Here is a 16,357-nt window from a genome sequence, read left to right on the forward strand (position 1 = left end):
TCAGCCCTCCTGGTGGGTGGCATCGGTGGTGGCACGCCCCGCGGGAGCGGGCGCGTCGGTCTGGGCACGCGCCGCGAAAGCGGACGCGTCAGTCTGAGTGCGTCCCGCGGGAGCGGGCGCGTCGGTCTGGGGGATGGTGTGGCGTCGCCCGGCGAGGACGGCCGGGTCGGGGATGTGCGTCGTGCAGACGCCGTTGCCGTCGGCGATGGTGGCGAGGCGCTGGACGTGGACGCCGAGCAGCCGCGAGAAGACCTCGGTCTCGGCGGCGCACAGCTCCGGGAACTCCTCCGCCACGTGCGAGACCGGGCAGTGGTGCTGGCAGAGCTGCTCGCCGCTGCGGGACGGCTGCATCGTCGCGACGTAGCCCTCGTCGTTCAGGGCCCGGGCAAGCGCATCGGGAGCGGCGATCGCCTCCCCCTCGGCAGCGGATTCCTCGAGGATCAGCTGGTAGCGCCGGACGACGTCGGAGACCCGGTCCTCGGCGAACCGCTCGATCGCCGGGTCACCGGCCAGCGCCTGCAGCTGTCGCAGTGCTTGGATCGCCAGCTCGTCGTACGCGGAGGGGAAATGGGTGCGGCCGGCGTCGGTGAGCAGGAAGACCTTGGCAGGACGCCCGCGACCGCGGGACCCGTAGACCCGCTGCTCCTCGCTGCTCAGGTCGCCCTCCTCCTCGAGGTAGGCGAGGTGGCGGCGGACGGCGGCCGGGGTGAGGTCCAGACGGTCGGCGAGCTGACCGGCGGTCGAGGGACCGTGCTCGAGGATCGAGCGGGCCACCCGCTCCCGGGTCGTCTGCTCGGCGTCGCGGACGCTCGGGGTGGGCAGGGTCGTACGCTCCGTCGCGGTGGCTTCGAGGCCACCGGACGGGCGCGTCACGTCCACCCGGGAGGATTTCACAACGCCATTGTTGTCTTAATCACCACGAAGTCAAAACAGCTGCGTGCCAAAACCGCATGCTGGACGCTGAGCCGGCGCGCACCGGGCATCCGGCGGACGGGCTTCGCCCCCGGGACCGGACATGTCGGAGCCCAGGCGTGGTGCACCCCGGAGCCGGACACGTCTCGCCCGGGGCCAGGCGTGCAGTACGCCAGGGCCGGACGTGGTTCGCCTCGCGGCCGGGCGAGCCGCACGCCAGGGCCGGACATGGTTCGCCCCGGAGCCGAGCGATGTCGGCCCCGGGGCGAGACTCCCCGCGCGGGTCGTGGGCTCAGCCGATGCCCTCCAGGAAGTTGTCGACCAGCTGCGCGAACTCCTGGGCCTTCTCGATCTGGGTCCAGTGACCGCAGCGGCCGAAGACGTGCAGCCGGCTGTTGTCGATCCAGTCGAGCAGGGTCAGCGAGTTCGTCAGCGGGATGACCTTGTCGTCGCGGCCGTGGACGACCAGTGTCGGATGGCCGATCGTCCGGACGTCCGCCTCGGCGTGCGCCAGCCCGTCGATCCCGCTCTGGCGGGGCTCGGGGAACATGGCGGAGAACGCCTCCTGGGCGCCGGGGCGGATACTGGCCTCGTAGCGCATCCGGACCAGGTCGTCGGTGATCAGCGACGGGTCGTACGCGAAGGTCTCGCGCATCAGTCGGCCCATGTTCTCGATCGAAGGCTGGTAGCCCCAGACCCGGTCCAGACCGTCGGTCAGCTCGAACGGGACGCCGGCGGCGCCCATCAGGATGACCTTGTCGACCCGCTCGGGGTGGTGGATGGCGAGTGCCAGCGCCATCGAGCCGCCGAACGAGTTGCCGACCACCGACGCTTTCTCCACACCCGTCGCGTCCATGAAGGCGATCATCTGGTCCAGCCAGACCTGGCGGCTGTAGGTGATGCCGTCGGGCACCTCGGAGAAGCCGAAGCCGGCGAAGTCAGGGGCGAGCATCCGGTACTTCGGCGACAGGGCGCCGATCAGCAGCCGCCAGTTGGCCCATGCGCTGACGCCCGGCCCGGAGCCGTGGAACAGCAGCACCGGCGCGCCTTCGCCGACGTCGTGGTAGTTGGTGACGATGTCACCGGTCTGCACGGACCGGCCGATCTCGGGGTTCTGCTCGCTCATCCTCGTGTTTCCTTTCGGGGCGCGTCGTTGCGGGCCCGGTGTGCCCTGCCGCGGGATCGCCCGTTCAGGCTAGGGGCCGGACCGTCGGTCGTGAAGGGGGTGACCGCCCTGGCGAACAGGGCGTGACATCAGAACAGATCGATGCCATGGGATGTACCGGCGGCCCCGGGCGGTGACCGGACGAACCCGACCGGCCCCGGGCGGTGGTGACCGGAGGAACCCGACCGGCGGGGCCCGGCCCCTGGCCGGACGGACGTATCGGCAGACCCGACCCGCAAGCCGATGCCCGTACAGGATGCCCATACAGATCGATGCGGCGAGCTCCGTCGGTTCCCGCGGACTTTGCGCTGTTCCCGCGGACACCGAGGTATCCGCGGGAACTCACCAACGTCCGCGGAAGCACCTGAGGGGACCCACCAACGTCCGCCGAAACCAACCGACGTCCGCGGAGGCGACGGAACGTCCGCGGGCACGCAGACGGTCTGACGCGAGAGCCAACGGTCTGACAGGGCGCGGCACCTCCGCGGCAGCACCCGTCGACCGGTTGTGACGGACGCCACGTAGCCGCGTCCACCCGGCCTCCCTCACCCGTTTCTCAGCTTCGCCCGACCTAGACTCGTCGGGTGCCCGACACCCCCGCCGCCCTCGAGATCGACGACCTGGTCGTACGCCTCGGCGGGCGCACCATCATCGACCACCTCTCGCTGCGCGCCGAGCAGGACCGGGTGACCGCCCTGCTCGGCCCCAACGGCGCCGGGAAGACGACCATGATCCGGTGCTGCACCGGCATCCTCACCCCCGAGGCCGGCACGGTCCGGATCATGGGTGACGACGTGGCCGGCGCCTGCGCCACCGGTCGGGTCGGGATGATGCCGCAGTCGACCGGCGCCTGGTCCGGCGTACGTCCGCTGGAACTGTTGCGCTACCTCGCGTCGCTGTACGCACACCCGTTGCCGATCGAGCCGCTGGCCGAGCGACTCGGGCTGTACGACTTCGCCGCCACCCCCTACCGGCGGCTCTCCGGTGGCCAGCAGCAGGCGGTCAACCTGGCCGGCGCACTCGTCGGGCGCCCCGATCTCGTCTTCCTCGACGAGCCGACCGCCGGGATGGACCCGCACTCACGCCGCTCGGTCTGGGCCCTGATCGGCGAGCTGCGCGACGCCGGCGTGTCGGTGCTGCTCACCACGCACCTGATGGACGAGGCGGCCGAGCTGGCCGACCGGATCTGGATCATCGACCACGGCCGGATCGCCCTGTCCGGCACGGTCGAGGAGCTGACCGCCGACGGCGAGTCGCTGGAGGACGTGTTCCTGGCCAACACCGACGCCCGGATGCACCCATGAGACGCCCGGATGCACCCACGAGGGGCACCTCGGCACCATCCACGACAGGAGGCCCCGTGACCACGCCCGACTACTCCCCCGCTCCCGGGGCGGCTCCCGCCGGGCGTCGGGTGTGGAGCCATGCCCTGACCGAGACCAAGCTGATGGTCCGCAACGGCGAACAGCTGCTGCTGGCCCTGGTCATCCCGATCGCGTTCCTGGTCGGCGGCAAGTGGTTCGGGCCGGCGATGGGGCTGGGGTTCCGCGAGCTCGCCCCCTCGGTGTTCGCGCTGGCGGTGTGGTCGACCTGCTTCACCTCGCTGGCGATCAACATCGGTTTCGAGCGGCGCTACGGCGTCCTCGAGCGGCTCTCCCCCACCCCGTTGGGGCGTAGCGGGCTGCTGCTCGGCAAGGCTCTCTCCCTGGTGCTCGTCACCATCGGCCAGCTGGCCGTCCTCGCCGTGGTCGCCCTGGCCCTGGGCTGGCGCCCGGTCGGCGGGGTGGCCCCCACGCTGGTGGCGGCGGTCACCACGGTGCTCGGCGGGCTGGCCTTCGCGGCGCTGGGGATGCTGCTGGGTGGCACACTGCGGGCGGAGGTCACCCTCGGCCTGGCCAACCTCATCTATCTTGTGCTGTTGATGGGCGGCGCGGTGATGCTGCCGCTGGCCCGCTACCCGCAGGTCGTACGTCCCGTGATCGCGCTGCTGCCCACCGCCGCCGTCGGGGAGTCGCTCCGCGCCTGGTCCGACGGCACCGTGCTGTGGCAGCCACTCATCGTCGGGTTGATCTGGTCGGTGCTCGGCGCACTGGCCGCACGAAAGGCGTTCCGTTGGACCTCATGACCCGCCTGTTCGGCACCCCCCGCGCACTGCGTGGCTGGTCGCTGGCCAACCTCATCGCCAACAGCGGCATCGTCCTCACCGGCGGCATCGTCCGTGTCACCGGCTCGGGACTCGGCTGCTCCCAGTGGCCCAAGTGCACCCCGGACTCCTACGTCACGCTGCCGGCGAACGGCCTGCACGGGGCGATCGAGTTCGGCAACCGGCTGCTCACCTTCGTGTTGATCGTCGTCGCGATCGGCACCATCATCGCCGCTTGGCGCACCCGGGAGAACGGCGCCCCGGTGCCGCGGGTCCGGACGCTCAGCCTGCTGGTGATGGTCGGCATCGTCCTGCAGGCGGTCGTCGGCGGCATCACCGTGTGGGTGCGGCTCAGCCCCTACCTGGTCGCCATCCACCTGCTGCTGTCCGCGGCGCTGATCAGTATCTGCACCTGGGCCCTCGCCCTGGCCCGGCGCCGGCCGACCACGGTGGTGGCCCCCCTCCCGGTCGCCCTCACCCGGGTGGCGTACGCGCTGACCTGGGTCGCGGTCTACCTCGGCACCCTGGTCACCGGCTCCGGTCCGCATGCCGGTGACCTGACCTCCCCGCGCACCGGGCTCGAGCTGGAGACCATCGCCAAGGTCCATGCGATGAGCGTGTGGCTGCTGGTCGCGGTGACGATCTATCTGGTCGTCAAGCTGCGCAGTCGCCAGTCGTACGCCCTGCTCGGGGTGTTGCTGTTGCAGGGCGCGGTCGGCTATGTGCAGTACTTCGCCGGCCTGCCGCGCGGGCTGATCATCGTGCACCTGCTCGGGGTGTGCCTGGTGATGATCGCCGCCACCGATCTCGCGTTGTCCGTACGGCGGCCGACCGAGGCCCGCAGCACCGCGAGCACCTCCGACCTGATCGGCGCCTGACCCGACCCCGGTCGAGCATCTGACCCGGCCTCGGTCACGCATCTGACCCGACCCCGGTCGGGCGTGGTGGCCCGACCTCGCGCACCGGACAGCCGCCCGATCGGTCGGCGCGCCGGTGATCAACGCCTGGCAATCAGCACCTGGTGATCAATGCCCTGGCAATCAGCGCCCGGGTGATCACCAGGGCGCGATCACCCTGCCCAGTTCGAGGCGGCCCTGGATCAGCCGGGTGATCCTGGCCGGGTCGGCAATGGCGAAGTCCGGGTGCAGCTCGTGCAGCACCCGCAGCACATCGTCGGGGCGCACCAGCGGCTCCCCGTGGGCGATCACCAGGTCGAGCATCGGCACCCCGCCGGTGGCGTACGCGCTGATCCCCTTCACATCGGCCCGGGCGTCGAACGATCGCGGGCCGTTCTTGGTCATCCGCTCGGTGACCAGCTCGTCGCGATCCAGGAACAGCCGGACCGCGTCGGCCATCGCCCGCCCATCCGCGCCGGGCAGTTCCACCCGCCAGACGGACGCCTCCAGCCCGTCGCTGACCTTGCCCGCGACGGCGTCGCGGATCTCGACCAGCACCAGCCCGTCCGGCATCGCCTCGTTGAGAGCGGTGAGCACCTTGTCCGGATCGCAGGTCTCGGCCAGCCCGATCTCGAGGTATTCCGCCTCGGTCGCGGCCCCGGTCGGCGAGGAGTTGGCGTACGAGATCCGCGGGTGCGGATTGAACCCCGAGGAGTAGGCCATCGGGACGTGCGCCCGTCGCAGCGCCCGCTCGAAGGCCCGTACGACGTCACGATGCGAAGCGAACCGTGCCCGGCCGCGCTTGGCGTACCGGATCCGGAGCCGTTGGACCGGTGGGGCCTGTTGTTCGGGCTGCTGCTGGGATGCCACGAGGCGCCAGCCTACCCGGCGGCACCGGTCGCCGCTGCCCCAGCGGGACGCGACGGGCGCGACGCCGGCGATCCACCTATCGTGGACGGTGGATCCCGCCCCGTCGGGGACCCTTCCGCCACCGTGCAGCGGCGCACCCGGACCGACGTGTGGATGTCCTCCGCATCACCCTCCCAGGAGCCAGCCGATGAACCTCGGATCCTTCCGTACCCTGCACGGCCGCCCCGCCGTACGCTTCACCTTGCATCACCCCCGGCCGCCACGCCGGGTGTGGCTGTCACTCACCGAGACCGCGCGCCTCGATCGGTGGTTCCCGGCCCAGGTGACGCTGGAGCCCCGCGAGGGCGGCACGGTGTTCTTCGGGAACGAGGGCTTCGACCCGATGCTCGGCACCGTCCTGGCGTACGAGGAGGCCGAACGACTCGGGTTCACCTTCGGCGCCGACGAGGTCTGGTTCGACCTGGTGCCGGACGGCGACTCGACGCTGCTGACCATGACGATCTACCTCGCCGACCGTGATCTGGCCGCGCTCAACGCCGCGGGCTGGACCACCTGCCTCGGCCGCCTCGAGTTGTGCCTGCAGGGCGAGCAACCGCGTGACCTCTGCACCTGGGAGGACGTCTACGACCAGTACGTCCTGGCCGGGATGCCGGCCACCGGGAGCGTCGACGGCCTCACCGGCCTGGCCTGATCCCACCCGCAGCCAGGACCACCCCGGCTGAGCGCCGCCTCTCCCCTGCCCGGCGGGCCGCGAAACTGTCGGGCCGTGCCACCGCCGGAGGGGCACCTCCCGAGCGAACAACCGCCGGACCGGGCACCTCCGGAGCGAACAACCGCCGGACCGGGCAACAGCCGGGCCGGCCGAGCCGGCCGTCGCGACCGGCCCACCACGGCCGCTGTCGTAGACCCTCGGTAGACTGCCACCATGGGCACTGCTCCGTACGAATTCCTGCACGGTCCCGATGGCGAGACCGTCCACATCCATGTGCGGGGGCGTGACGTCCTCGCGCTGCCGATGATCAACCAGGGCACCGCCTTCCGCCACGCGGACCGGGAGGCCCTGGGCATCGCGGGGCTCCTCCCGCCGGGCGTGACCTCGTTGAACTCCCAGCTCAAGAAGGTCTACGAGCAGTACCTCGAGCAGCCCACCGACCTGGCCAAGAACAACTACCTCGAGGCGATGCACGACCGCAACGAGGTCCTGTACTACCGGCTGCTCGCCGAGCACCTGGAGGAGATGCTGCCGATCGTCTACACCCCGACGATCGGCGAGGCGATCGAGAAGTACAGCTTCTGGATGCAGCGTCCGCGCGGTGTCTTCCTGTCGATCGACCACCCCGAGGACATGGTCCAGGCACTCGGTGCGTACGGTCAGGCACCCGAGGACGTCGACCTGATCGTGGTGACCGATTCCGAGGGGATCCTCGGCATCGGCGACCAGGGCGTCGGTGGCGTACGGATCGCGGTCGGCAAGCTGGCCGTCTACACCGCCGCCGCCGGCATCCATCCGCAGCGGGTGCTGCCCGTCGTCCTCGATGTCGGCACGAACAACGTGGCCCTGCTGAGCAGTGAGCACTACCTGGGTGAGCGGCACTCCCGGGTCCGCGGCGAGCGCTACGACGCGTTCATCCAGCAGTTCATGGAGACGGCGACCTCGATGTTCCCGCACGCGATGGTCCACTTCGAGGACTTCGGGGCCGCGAACGCGCACAAGGTCCTGGACAGCTACCGGGGCGACTACTGCGCTTTCAACGATGACATCCAGGGCACCGCGGCCGTGGTGGTGGCTGCCGTGCTGGCGGCACTACGGACGACCGGTGGGCGCCTCGACGAGCAGCGGATCGTCGTGTACGGCGCCGGGACCGCCGGCATCGGCATCGCCGACCTGCTCCGGGACATGATGGTCGCCGACGGCCTCAGCGTGGCAGAGGCGGACCGGCGCTTCTGGTGCCTGGGGTCGCGGGGCCTGCTACGGGAGGGCCTCGGCGACCGGATGCGCCCGTTCCAGGTGGAGTACGCCCGCCGGGACGCGGAGCTGAGCGGTTGGGAGCTCACCGCCCCCGGCCGGTACGACCTCGCGGACGTGGTCCGCAACGTCCGACCCACCGTGCTGATCGGCACCTCCGCCCAGCCTGGTGCCTTCACCGAGCCGGTCATCCGTCAGATGGCCGCCCACGTCGAGCGTCCGATCATCCTGCCGCTGTCCAACCCGACGACGAAGGCGGAGGCCGTCCCGGCCGACCTGCTGGCCTGGACCGAGGGGCGGGCGCTGATCGCCACCGGGTCGCCGTTCGGGCCGGTCGAATACGACGGGGTCCGCCACACCATCGCCCAGGCCAACAACGCGCTGGTCTTCCCCGGCATCGGGCTCGCCGTCGCCGCCTGCCGCGCCACCCGGGTCTCCGACGGGATGATCGCCGCCTCGGCCAGGGCGGTGGCGACGCTCAGCCGCACCAACGTCCGGGGCGCCTCGCTGCTGCCCGGCATCCACGACCTGCGGGCGGTCTCGGCGACCGTCGCGCTGGCCGTCGTCGCCGCCGCGGAGGAGGAAGGCCTGGCCACTCGCCCGCTGAGCGACCGGATCCAGGGCGTCTACGACCAGATGTGGGATCCGCGGTACCCGAAGGTCATCGCGGACTGACCCCTCCCGGGCGCCTCGGTTTCCCCGCCCCTCCCGCCGGCGTCCCCACGCCCCCGCTCCCCCCGCTCCGGGCGCCTGACCGCCGGCCGCCTGACCGCGATGCCGGTGGGCGGCCGGGAACGCCCGGTTGTCCAGCCGGGTCGGTTGGGTTACGTTGGGGCGAGGTAACCGGCGCAGGCCCACTCACGTGGGCAGGCGCGACACCTTGGCCGACCTGGGGGGGAACGACCATTGTTGAGAGATTCGGCTCTGCGGCGCTGTGCCAGGATCCGGCGACCGGTCCCCGGCCAGCGGAAGATCGTCCGCGTTGATCCGGCGGGCAGGCGTCGGCCTCTCCCGAAGGCCCTTGGCGGCCTTCTCGCCGTGACGGTCGTCCTGAGCACTCAGCGCACCACCGGTGAGAGCCGTTCCCGCCCGGCCCTGGTGGCCCGATGACCGGGACTGACGTCCCGGGTGACCGGCATGACCCGTCAGCGGGAGCGCGACGTCGTCGGGCGGTCGGCACGGCTGCGTCGGGTGATGCCGGCCCCGGCCGGCGCCGCGGCCGCCGTCGTCGTCGGATCAGCTGGGTCGCCGCTGTCATCGGTGCGCTGGTGCTGGTCATGGGACTGCTGACAGTGGTGCAGCCGTCGCTACCCCGACACAGCCAGTTCGTCAGATGTGTGTCGCCGCTGGCGCTGAGCGGAGATCTCCACAGCAATCCGCGCAAGCAGGCGGTGGCCCAGATGATGGTCTCCTCGGCGGAGAACTCCTCGCTGTACTGGGAGGACCAGGTCGGCTTCCTCCAGTACAACGTCGAGGGCAGCGACCAGTGGAATCGGGGCTACACCGGCGGGATCATCGGCTTCACCTCGAAGACCTCCAGCATGCTCGAACTGGTCCGCCGCTATGCCGCCGCCCGGCCCGATGACAACAAGCTGGCACCGTACCGGTCCGCGCTCGAGGCGGTGAACGGGACCTCCTCGCAGGCCGGACTCGGCCCGGCGTTCGTCCAGGCCTGGCAGGCGGCGGCGACCGACTCCGTCTTCCGCGACACCCAGCTCCAGCTGGCCCACGACTGGTACCTGACCCCGGCGTTGCAGGCCGCCGACCGGGACGGACTGCGGTCCTTCGGGCAGTTCGCCTACTACGACGCGATGATCCAGCACGGCGAGAGCGGCTTCCGCACCATCCATGACGACGCCCGGCGGCATGCCCGGCCGCCGTCCGAGGGCGGCCAGGAGAAGACCTGGTTGGAGGCCTGGCTGACCGCCCGGGAGGCGTACATGCTGCAGGAGGTCTCATCCGGGACCGCCACCCGGGTGTCCACCGCCCAACGGGGCCTGCTGGCCGCGGGAGAGCTGGACCTGCGCGCCCCACTGGCCTGGGACATCTATGGCGACCACTTCCGCCTCGAGGTGTCCCCCCTGTGCACCCCATGACTGCCGCGGTCTGCGGACCCCGTGACCATCGCGCCTCGCAGACCCCCTGACTGTCACGGCCCGCGAGCCGAACGCCCCGGGCAAGCACACCCCCTGTCCCTCTGTGGTCACTCCCGATGAGACCCGCCGCAGATCGTCGATCACCCAGGAGATCCATGGCTGACATGGCCGACAACAGTGCCGAGAACCGTGCCGACAGTGCCAACGTGGCCGACAGTGCCGAGAACAGCCCTGCCACGTCACGGTGGGCGAAGCTCGCTGTCGGGAAGAAGATCCTCGTCGGGCTGGTGGCCGGAGTCGTCGGCCTCGCGCTGGCCGCCGGCCTGGCCTTCGGCGGCCTGTACGGCGTCACACGGCTCCCCGACCCGAACGCAAGCTTCCAGTCCAGCCAGTCTCGCCTCTACTTCGCCGATGGGACGACCGAGCTCGCCGCGCTGGCAGAACAGAACCGCATCGCCGTGCCGAGTGAGCAGATCCCCCGGGCGATGAAGGACGCGGCGGTCGCCGCTGAGGACCGTACGTTCTGGACGAACCCGGGGATCTCTCCCACCGGCATGGCCCGTGCCCTCGGCGCGATCGTGACCGGCCGTGACCTGCAGGGCGGCTCGACCATCACCCAGCAGTACGTCAGGCTGATGTACCTGACATCGGAGCGCACCGTCACCCGCAAGCTGAAGGAAGTGGTGCTGGCGCTGAAGGTGAACAACCGGGAGTCGAAGGACGAGATCCTCACGGACTACCTCAACACTGTCTACTTCAGTCGCGGAGCGTACGGCGTCCAGACCGCGGCCCAGAGCTGGTTCGGCAAGGATGCCAAGGATCTGACGGTGCCCGAAGCGGCCGTGCTCGCGGCGGTCGTCCAGAACCCCAGTCTGCTCGATCCCAGCATCACCGCGGACAACACGGCCCGCCTCGAGTCCCGCTACCAGTACGTGCTCTCGGGCATGCTCGGGGAGAAGTCGATCACGCAGCAGCAGTTCGACGAATACCGGGGTGCACTGCCGACACTGGCGAACGTCCCGCCGCAGGCCGTCTACGCGGGCCCACGGGGGTTCCTGGTCCACATGGCCCAAAAGGAGCTGCGGTCCCTCGACTTCACCGACGCCCAGATCAACGGTGGGGGCCTGCAGATCACCACGACGTTCGAGCCGGCGGCCCAGGCGGCCGCGGAGAAGGCGGCCCGGACCTACCAGGGCCAGGCGACCGACGCGGCCGGGGCACGCAAGCAGCAGGGTGCCGGTGTCCATGCCGCGATCGCGTCGGTCGACACCGAGACAGGTGGGCTGATCGCCCTGTACGGCGGTGACGATTTCGTGAAGAACTCTCGCAACTGGGCCACCACGGCCCGGATGACCGGCTCGACGTTCAAGGCGTTCGGCCTCGTCGCAGGGATCCGCAACAGCTTCACACTCGACACCCCACTGCGCGGCGACAGCTTCACTCCCCGGGGAGAGTCCCAGCCTGTCCGCAACGAGTTCGGCATCCAGTACGGCACCGTGACCCTGCTGCAGGCGACCGCGGCCTCGATCAACACCGCCTTCGTGGACCTGACCTCGAAGATGAAGAACGGTCCGCAGGAGGTCATCCGGGCCGCGAACGACGCCGGTGTCCCTCGGGCGGGCGGCTGGGATCCGACCGACCGCGTCGCCCTGGGCGGAGCGGAGGCGAGCCCGGTCGACATGGCCAACGCGTACGCCACCCTCGCCAACAGCGGCGTCCGCAATGGCGTCCATGTCATCCGTGAGGTCAAGGACAGTGCCGGGAACGTCCTCTACCAGGCCGATCCTGCCGAGCAGAACACCGTGGACGCGAAGACCGCGGCCGACACCACGTACGCCCTGGAGTCGGTCGTCAACGAGGGCACCGGTGCCCGTGCCTCCGCGCTGGGACGTCCTGTGGCGGGCAAGACCGGCACCGCCGGTGTCGGCGACCGGATCGCGGCGGGCTGGTTCGTCGCCTACACCAAGCAGATCTCGACCGCAGTGATGTTCGTGGCGGGCGACGACGGCACCGCGGACCTCGACCCCTATCGTGCGCCGGGGGACCAGACCTTCTTCGGAGCCGGTTACCCGACGATGACCTGGCTGGACTACATGAAGGTGGCCACCACAGGCCGCCCGGTGGAGGACTTCGACACGTCCTCGTACGCCACCAGGCCGCCACGGAGTTCATTGGCCCCCGTCGCCGTCAAGGGCACGCCGCCGGCCACCTCGGCCGGGCGTTCGACGGCGGGAGCCCCGGACGCCCCCGCTCCCCCGGCGGCGTCGGCACTGCATCCCTCGGCCTCGCTCGCGCCGCCGGATGTCGTGTCACCCACTGTCCCGGTCGTCCCCGCGTCCCCGTCCTCTGCCCCGGGTCCTACGACCCAACCGTCCCAGCCTGTGCCGACCTCCGCCCCCTCGACCCCGTGACCGCCGGATCCACGATGGGCCGGGATTTCACCCCTGTCGTGGGGCCGGGTAGGCTTCCCGAGGAAGACCGCTGCTCCTCTCCACCATCGGGGGGGAACCTCCACCATCGGGGAAAACGCTCAGGCTCCACACAGCTCTTACGGGGGGTAAGAACATAGTGTCCAGAACGACTCCGCGGCCGAAGGCTGCCCGAAACACGTCCCGCGTCTCCGGGACCCATATCTTCGCTGACCCTGAGGGGAGGCGATGGCGCCGCACGCGATATGTCCTGGCCGTGTTCCTGGCCGTGGCGATCGTCGGCGGCGGCTACCTGCTCAGCATCGGTATGCGGCCGCTGCACGCCCCGGCGAACGCGAAGAGTTCACAGCTCACCGCCGCCGACCTGGGCACCGATGTGCCGTCGTTCGGCGTGGGGCCCATGCTCCGTATCGTCCAGTTGACCCACGTCAACGGCCACGTCGAGGCGATCGAGCCCTTCACGCGCCAGCGTCTCGCCACGCTGACGCCGGAGGAAGCCGAGAAGGTCAAGGACAAGCCGTACGCGGTCCAGTCGTACGGCTACGGCGCGGACGTCCGGAAGACGCTCTCGCTGACCTTCGACGACGGACCCGACGGCAAGGTGACCCCGGAACTCCTCGATGCCCTGAAGGCGAACGGCATCCACGCCACGTTCTTCATGCAGGGACGCAACATCATCCTGCACCCGGACATCGTCCGCAGGATGGTCGCGGAGGGCCACACGATCGCCAGCCACTCCATCTACCACCCCAACCTCGGTGCCGTGCCGCGATGGCGCGAGACCTTCGAGCTGGTGGTGACCGAACGTGTCATCCGAGCGATCACCGGGTACACGACGACCCTGTGGCGGATGCCGTACGACGACGGCAGCGGCATCGGCACCTCCCAGGACCAGCTCGAGGCACTCCTGCGCGCCCAGCGGATCGGCTACGCCCACGCGACGTACGACTTCGACACCCTCGACTGGCAGCATGCCACTGATCCTCGGGCGACCGCCGCGGACATCAGTCTCCCCGACCTCAGTTCGGACAACAACTTCACGGTGCTCATGCACGACGCGGGTGGCCCCAATCGCGAGCGCGGCATCGAGTACATCACGAAGCGGCTGGTGCCTGAGGCCAAGAAGTACGGCTACACGTTCACCTCGATGGCCGAGTCCAACCCGGTGATCGGGCCGGTGAATGCGCCGGCCGCAGTGCCCCGGGCCGACCGGGCCGCCCTCTTCACGCTCACCGCCGTCAACACCTGGCCGACCCGGATCATGGTCGTCATGTTCGGGCTGACGGTGCTGCTGACCATCGTGTTCGGCGGTCTGAACGCCATCCTCGCGGTGGGCCGCTTCCGTCGCCGCCGCAAGGTGGTCTGGCCCGATGCGGCGCAGATGGATCTTCCGGTCAGCGTGCTCCTCGCCGCCTACAACGAGGCACCCGTGATCGAACGTACGATCCGGACCGTCCTGGCGTCGCGGTTCCCGATCACCGAGGTCCTCGTGGTCGACGACGGTTCCACCGACGGCACGGGCGGCATCATCGCGACGCTGGCCGCCCAGGACCCCCGGGTCCGCCTCGTCAGCCAGCCCAACGCCGGCAAGTCCCAGGCCCTGAACAACGGGCTGACCCTGGCCCAGGGGGAGATCATCGTCACCCTGGACGCCGACACCATCGTCACCGAGGACACCGTCGGCAACCTAGTGCGGCACTTCGCCAACGACCCGGACGGCACGCTCGGCGGGGTCGCGGGGGTGGTCCGGGTCGGCAACCGCGGGACGAATCTCCTGACCCGGTGGCAGGCCCTGGAGTACCTCACCCAGATCGGGCTGGACCGCTCGGCGCAGGATGCGATCGAGGGCATCTCGATCATTCCGGGCGCGTGCGCGGCGTGGCGCAAGTCGGCGATCGCCAGTGCCGGTGGATACGCCACCGACAACCTGGCCGAGGACTGCGATCTGGCCCTGACGCTGCACGAGCTCGGGTGGCGCGTGGCCCAGGACGATGAGGCCTATGCCTTCACCGAAGCGCCCGAGTCGGTCGATGACCTGCTCAAGCAACGAGTTCGCTGGACGTACGGCACCATGCAGGCGATGTGGAAGCACCGCGGGCTGCTGTTCAATCCCAAGCATCCGGGCCTGGGCTGGTATGTGCTCCCGAACTACCTGCTGTCGCTGCTCATCCCGCTGGTGTTCATCCCCTTCACCACGCTCATGGCCGTGCTCAGCCTCGACCGGGAGGGGCCGCGGATCGCGCTCACCTTCTTCGCGATCTTCGTCGGCGTCCAGCTGCTGTTCGTGGTGTTGTCCATCCGGATGATGCACGAGGACTGGGCGCATCTGTGGATGGTGCCGATCTACCGCCTGATGTACGAGCCGCTGCGCGCCTACCTGCTCTACGCATCGGTGTTCGCCGCCTGGAAGGGCACCAAGGTCAGGTGGAACAAGCTCGAGCGCACCGGATCGATGGACGCCGACCGCGGCTCCGCGCCGGCCGGTCGGCCCTCATGGGCAGGAGCCTCATCATGACTGCGGTCGATCAGTCGGCGACCCCGACCGGCAACTCCTCGCTCCCCGCCGCGGGCTCACCGTCTCCGGCCGTCCCACCATCGCCGGCGGGTTCACCGTCCCCGGCCGCCAGTGGCCGGATGCGCAACCGCTACATCGATGTCCTGCGATCCGTGGCACTCACCCGTGTCCTGCTGTTCCACCTCTTCGGGTGGGCCTGGCTTCCGCTGCTCTTCCCGTCGATGGGGGTGATGTTCGCCTTCGCGGGTTCGCTGATGGCCGCGTCCCTGGACAGGTCGACCACCGGGATCGGCCCGGTGGTGAGGAAGCGCCTGCGTCGGCTCCTGCCACCCCTGTGGGCGATGGGTCTGGTCCTGGTGCCGATCATGCTGGCGACCGGCTGGACCGCGACGAGCGAGGACGCGAGCCCGCTCGATCTCACCGTGCTGGGGTGGGTCTTCCCGCTGGTCAAGCCGCCGGCCAGTGACCTCGGGGCCGATTGGGCCGTTCCGCTGTGGTACATCCGCACGTACCTGTGGCTGATGCTGCTGTCCGGCCCGATGCTGTGGCTGTGGCGTCACTGGCGCCGGCTGATGATGGTGTTCCCCTTCGGGGTGCTCCTGCTGGAGGCGGGACACATCCTCACCCTCGACAGCGCCCTCGCCGACGGAGTCCTCTCCGTGTCCACGTACGCGGCCTGCTGGATGGTCGGCTTCTACCACCACGACGGCCTCCTGCGCCGTCTCTCGATCGCCAGGACCGTCCTCATCGGCGCCCTGCTGGCGGTGGCCGCCCTGACGTGGTCGCTGCTGTTCCACGGCCCGGGCCAGGGACTGTTCAACGTGTCCGACATCCCGATGGCGACCGCTCTCTACAACCTGGGCTTCACGATGATCCTCCTGCGCCTGCCGTTGACGCTGCAGTGGGTCAGCCGCGTCCCGGTGCTCTCACAGTGGGTGACCCTCTCCAACCGCCGGGCCATGACGATCTATCTGTGGGGCAACACGGCGATCTTCGTGGCGCTGTGGAGTCTCCGGAAGTTCGGCATCCTGGGCAAGGCCGGCACGTCCCCGTGGCAGTCCGGCCTGATCGCCTTCGGCGCGACCCTGGCGGTGCTGCTCGTCGCCATCCTGTGCCTGGGCTGGGTCGAGGACGTCGCCGGGCGGCGACGTCCCGAGCTCCTTCCGGTGCGTTCCGCCGGCGCCGGGGCAGCGCCTGCCACCCCGCTCGGCGCCGCGGCGTCCGGCTCGACGGAGTCCCGTTCTGCGGAGTCCCGTTCTGCGGAGTCCGGCTCGACGGACACCACCGAGGCGACCATGGAGACGCGCGCCCTCGTCACCACCCCCTCGGAACGAGCGAGGTGAGCCCCCGGCCTGATCGCCGTGA

12 protein-coding genes are annotated in these 16,357 nt (G+C 70.2%); 9 read left to right on the forward strand and 3 right to left on the reverse strand.

What is annotated here, in order from left to right:
- Together VB059_RS05370 and VB059_RS05375 are read right to left on the reverse strand one after the other, a co-directional pair.
- Positions 1 to 894 (reverse strand): metalloregulator ArsR/SmtB family transcription factor, encoded by an 894-nt coding sequence (locus VB059_RS05370; RefSeq protein WP_323420991.1) that lies wholly within the window; start codon positions 892 to 894, stop codon positions 1 to 3.
- Positions 895 to 1,204: 310 nt separating this feature from the next.
- Positions 1,205 to 2,038, reverse strand: coding sequence for an alpha/beta hydrolase (locus VB059_RS05375; protein ID WP_323420992.1), 834 nt, complete (start codon positions 2,036 to 2,038; stop codon positions 1,205 to 1,207).
- 623 nt (positions 2,039 to 2,661) lie between these two features.
- On the opposite strand from VB059_RS05375, the gene VB059_RS05380 reads away from it, so the two are divergent.
- The 3 genes from VB059_RS05380 to VB059_RS05390 are packed head-to-tail and all read left to right on the forward strand — an operon-like array spanning position 2,662 to position 5,098.
- Positions 2,662 to 3,381, forward strand: coding sequence for an ABC transporter ATP-binding protein (locus tag VB059_RS05380; RefSeq protein ID WP_323420993.1), 720 nt, complete (start codon positions 2,662 to 2,664; stop codon positions 3,379 to 3,381).
- A complete protein-coding gene (locus VB059_RS05385; RefSeq protein ID WP_323420994.1) occupies positions 3,378 to 4,202 on the forward strand; it encodes an ABC transporter permease in 825 nt (274 codons plus the stop codon). Before VB059_RS05380 ends, VB059_RS05385 begins: the two co-directional genes overlap by 4 nt.
- Entirely contained in the window at positions 4,199 to 5,098 is a 900-nt protein-coding gene (locus VB059_RS05390; protein WP_323420995.1) for a COX15/CtaA family protein, read from the forward strand. The genes VB059_RS05385 and VB059_RS05390 overlap by 4 nt, the downstream gene beginning before the upstream one ends.
- A 177-nt stretch (positions 5,099 to 5,275) precedes the next feature.
- On the opposite strand, the gene VB059_RS05395 is transcribed toward VB059_RS05390, so the two are convergent.
- Positions 5,276 to 5,986, reverse strand: a complete 711-nt coding sequence (locus tag VB059_RS05395) for a TIGR03936 family radical SAM-associated protein (RefSeq protein WP_323420996.1) — start codon at positions 5,984 to 5,986, stop codon at positions 5,276 to 5,278.
- A gap of 187 nt (positions 5,987 to 6,173) precedes the next feature.
- On the opposite strand from VB059_RS05395, the gene VB059_RS05400 reads away from it, so the two are divergent.
- From VB059_RS05400 to VB059_RS05425, 6 genes are all read left to right on the forward strand, one after another.
- Positions 6,174 to 6,677, forward strand: coding sequence for an SRPBCC domain-containing protein (locus VB059_RS05400; RefSeq protein ID WP_323420997.1), 504 nt, complete (start codon positions 6,174 to 6,176; stop codon positions 6,675 to 6,677).
- A gap of 234 nt (positions 6,678 to 6,911) precedes the next feature.
- Complete coding sequence (locus VB059_RS05405) at positions 6,912 to 8,627, forward strand: NAD-dependent malic enzyme (RefSeq protein WP_323420998.1); 1,716 nt, start codon at positions 6,912 to 6,914, stop codon at positions 8,625 to 8,627.
- Between the two features lie 602 nt (positions 8,628 to 9,229).
- Entirely contained in the window at positions 9,230 to 10,048 is an 819-nt protein-coding gene (locus VB059_RS05410; RefSeq protein WP_323420999.1) for a chitosanase, read from the forward strand.
- Positions 10,049 to 10,203: 155 nt separating this feature from the next.
- The gene (locus tag VB059_RS05415; RefSeq protein ID WP_323421000.1) at positions 10,204 to 12,459 is read left to right on the forward strand and encodes a transglycosylase domain-containing protein; all 2,256 of its coding nucleotides are present in this window, start codon (positions 10,204 to 10,206) and stop codon (positions 12,457 to 12,459) included.
- A gap of 274 nt (positions 12,460 to 12,733) precedes the next feature.
- On the forward strand, positions 12,734 to 14,992 hold the full coding sequence (locus VB059_RS05420) for a bifunctional polysaccharide deacetylase/glycosyltransferase family 2 protein (protein ID WP_323421001.1): 2,259 nt from the start codon (positions 12,734 to 12,736) through the stop codon (positions 14,990 to 14,992).
- Entirely contained in the window at positions 14,989 to 16,335 is a 1,347-nt protein-coding gene (locus VB059_RS05425) for an acyltransferase (protein ID WP_323421002.1), read from the forward strand. Before VB059_RS05420 ends, VB059_RS05425 begins: the two co-directional genes overlap by 4 nt.
- Positions 16,336 to 16,357: the final 22 nt, after the last annotated feature.

The sequence above is a fragment of the Raineyella sp. genome (assembly GCF_034933565.1).
GTDB lineage: Bacteria > Actinomycetota > Actinomycetes > Propionibacteriales > Propionibacteriaceae > Raineyella.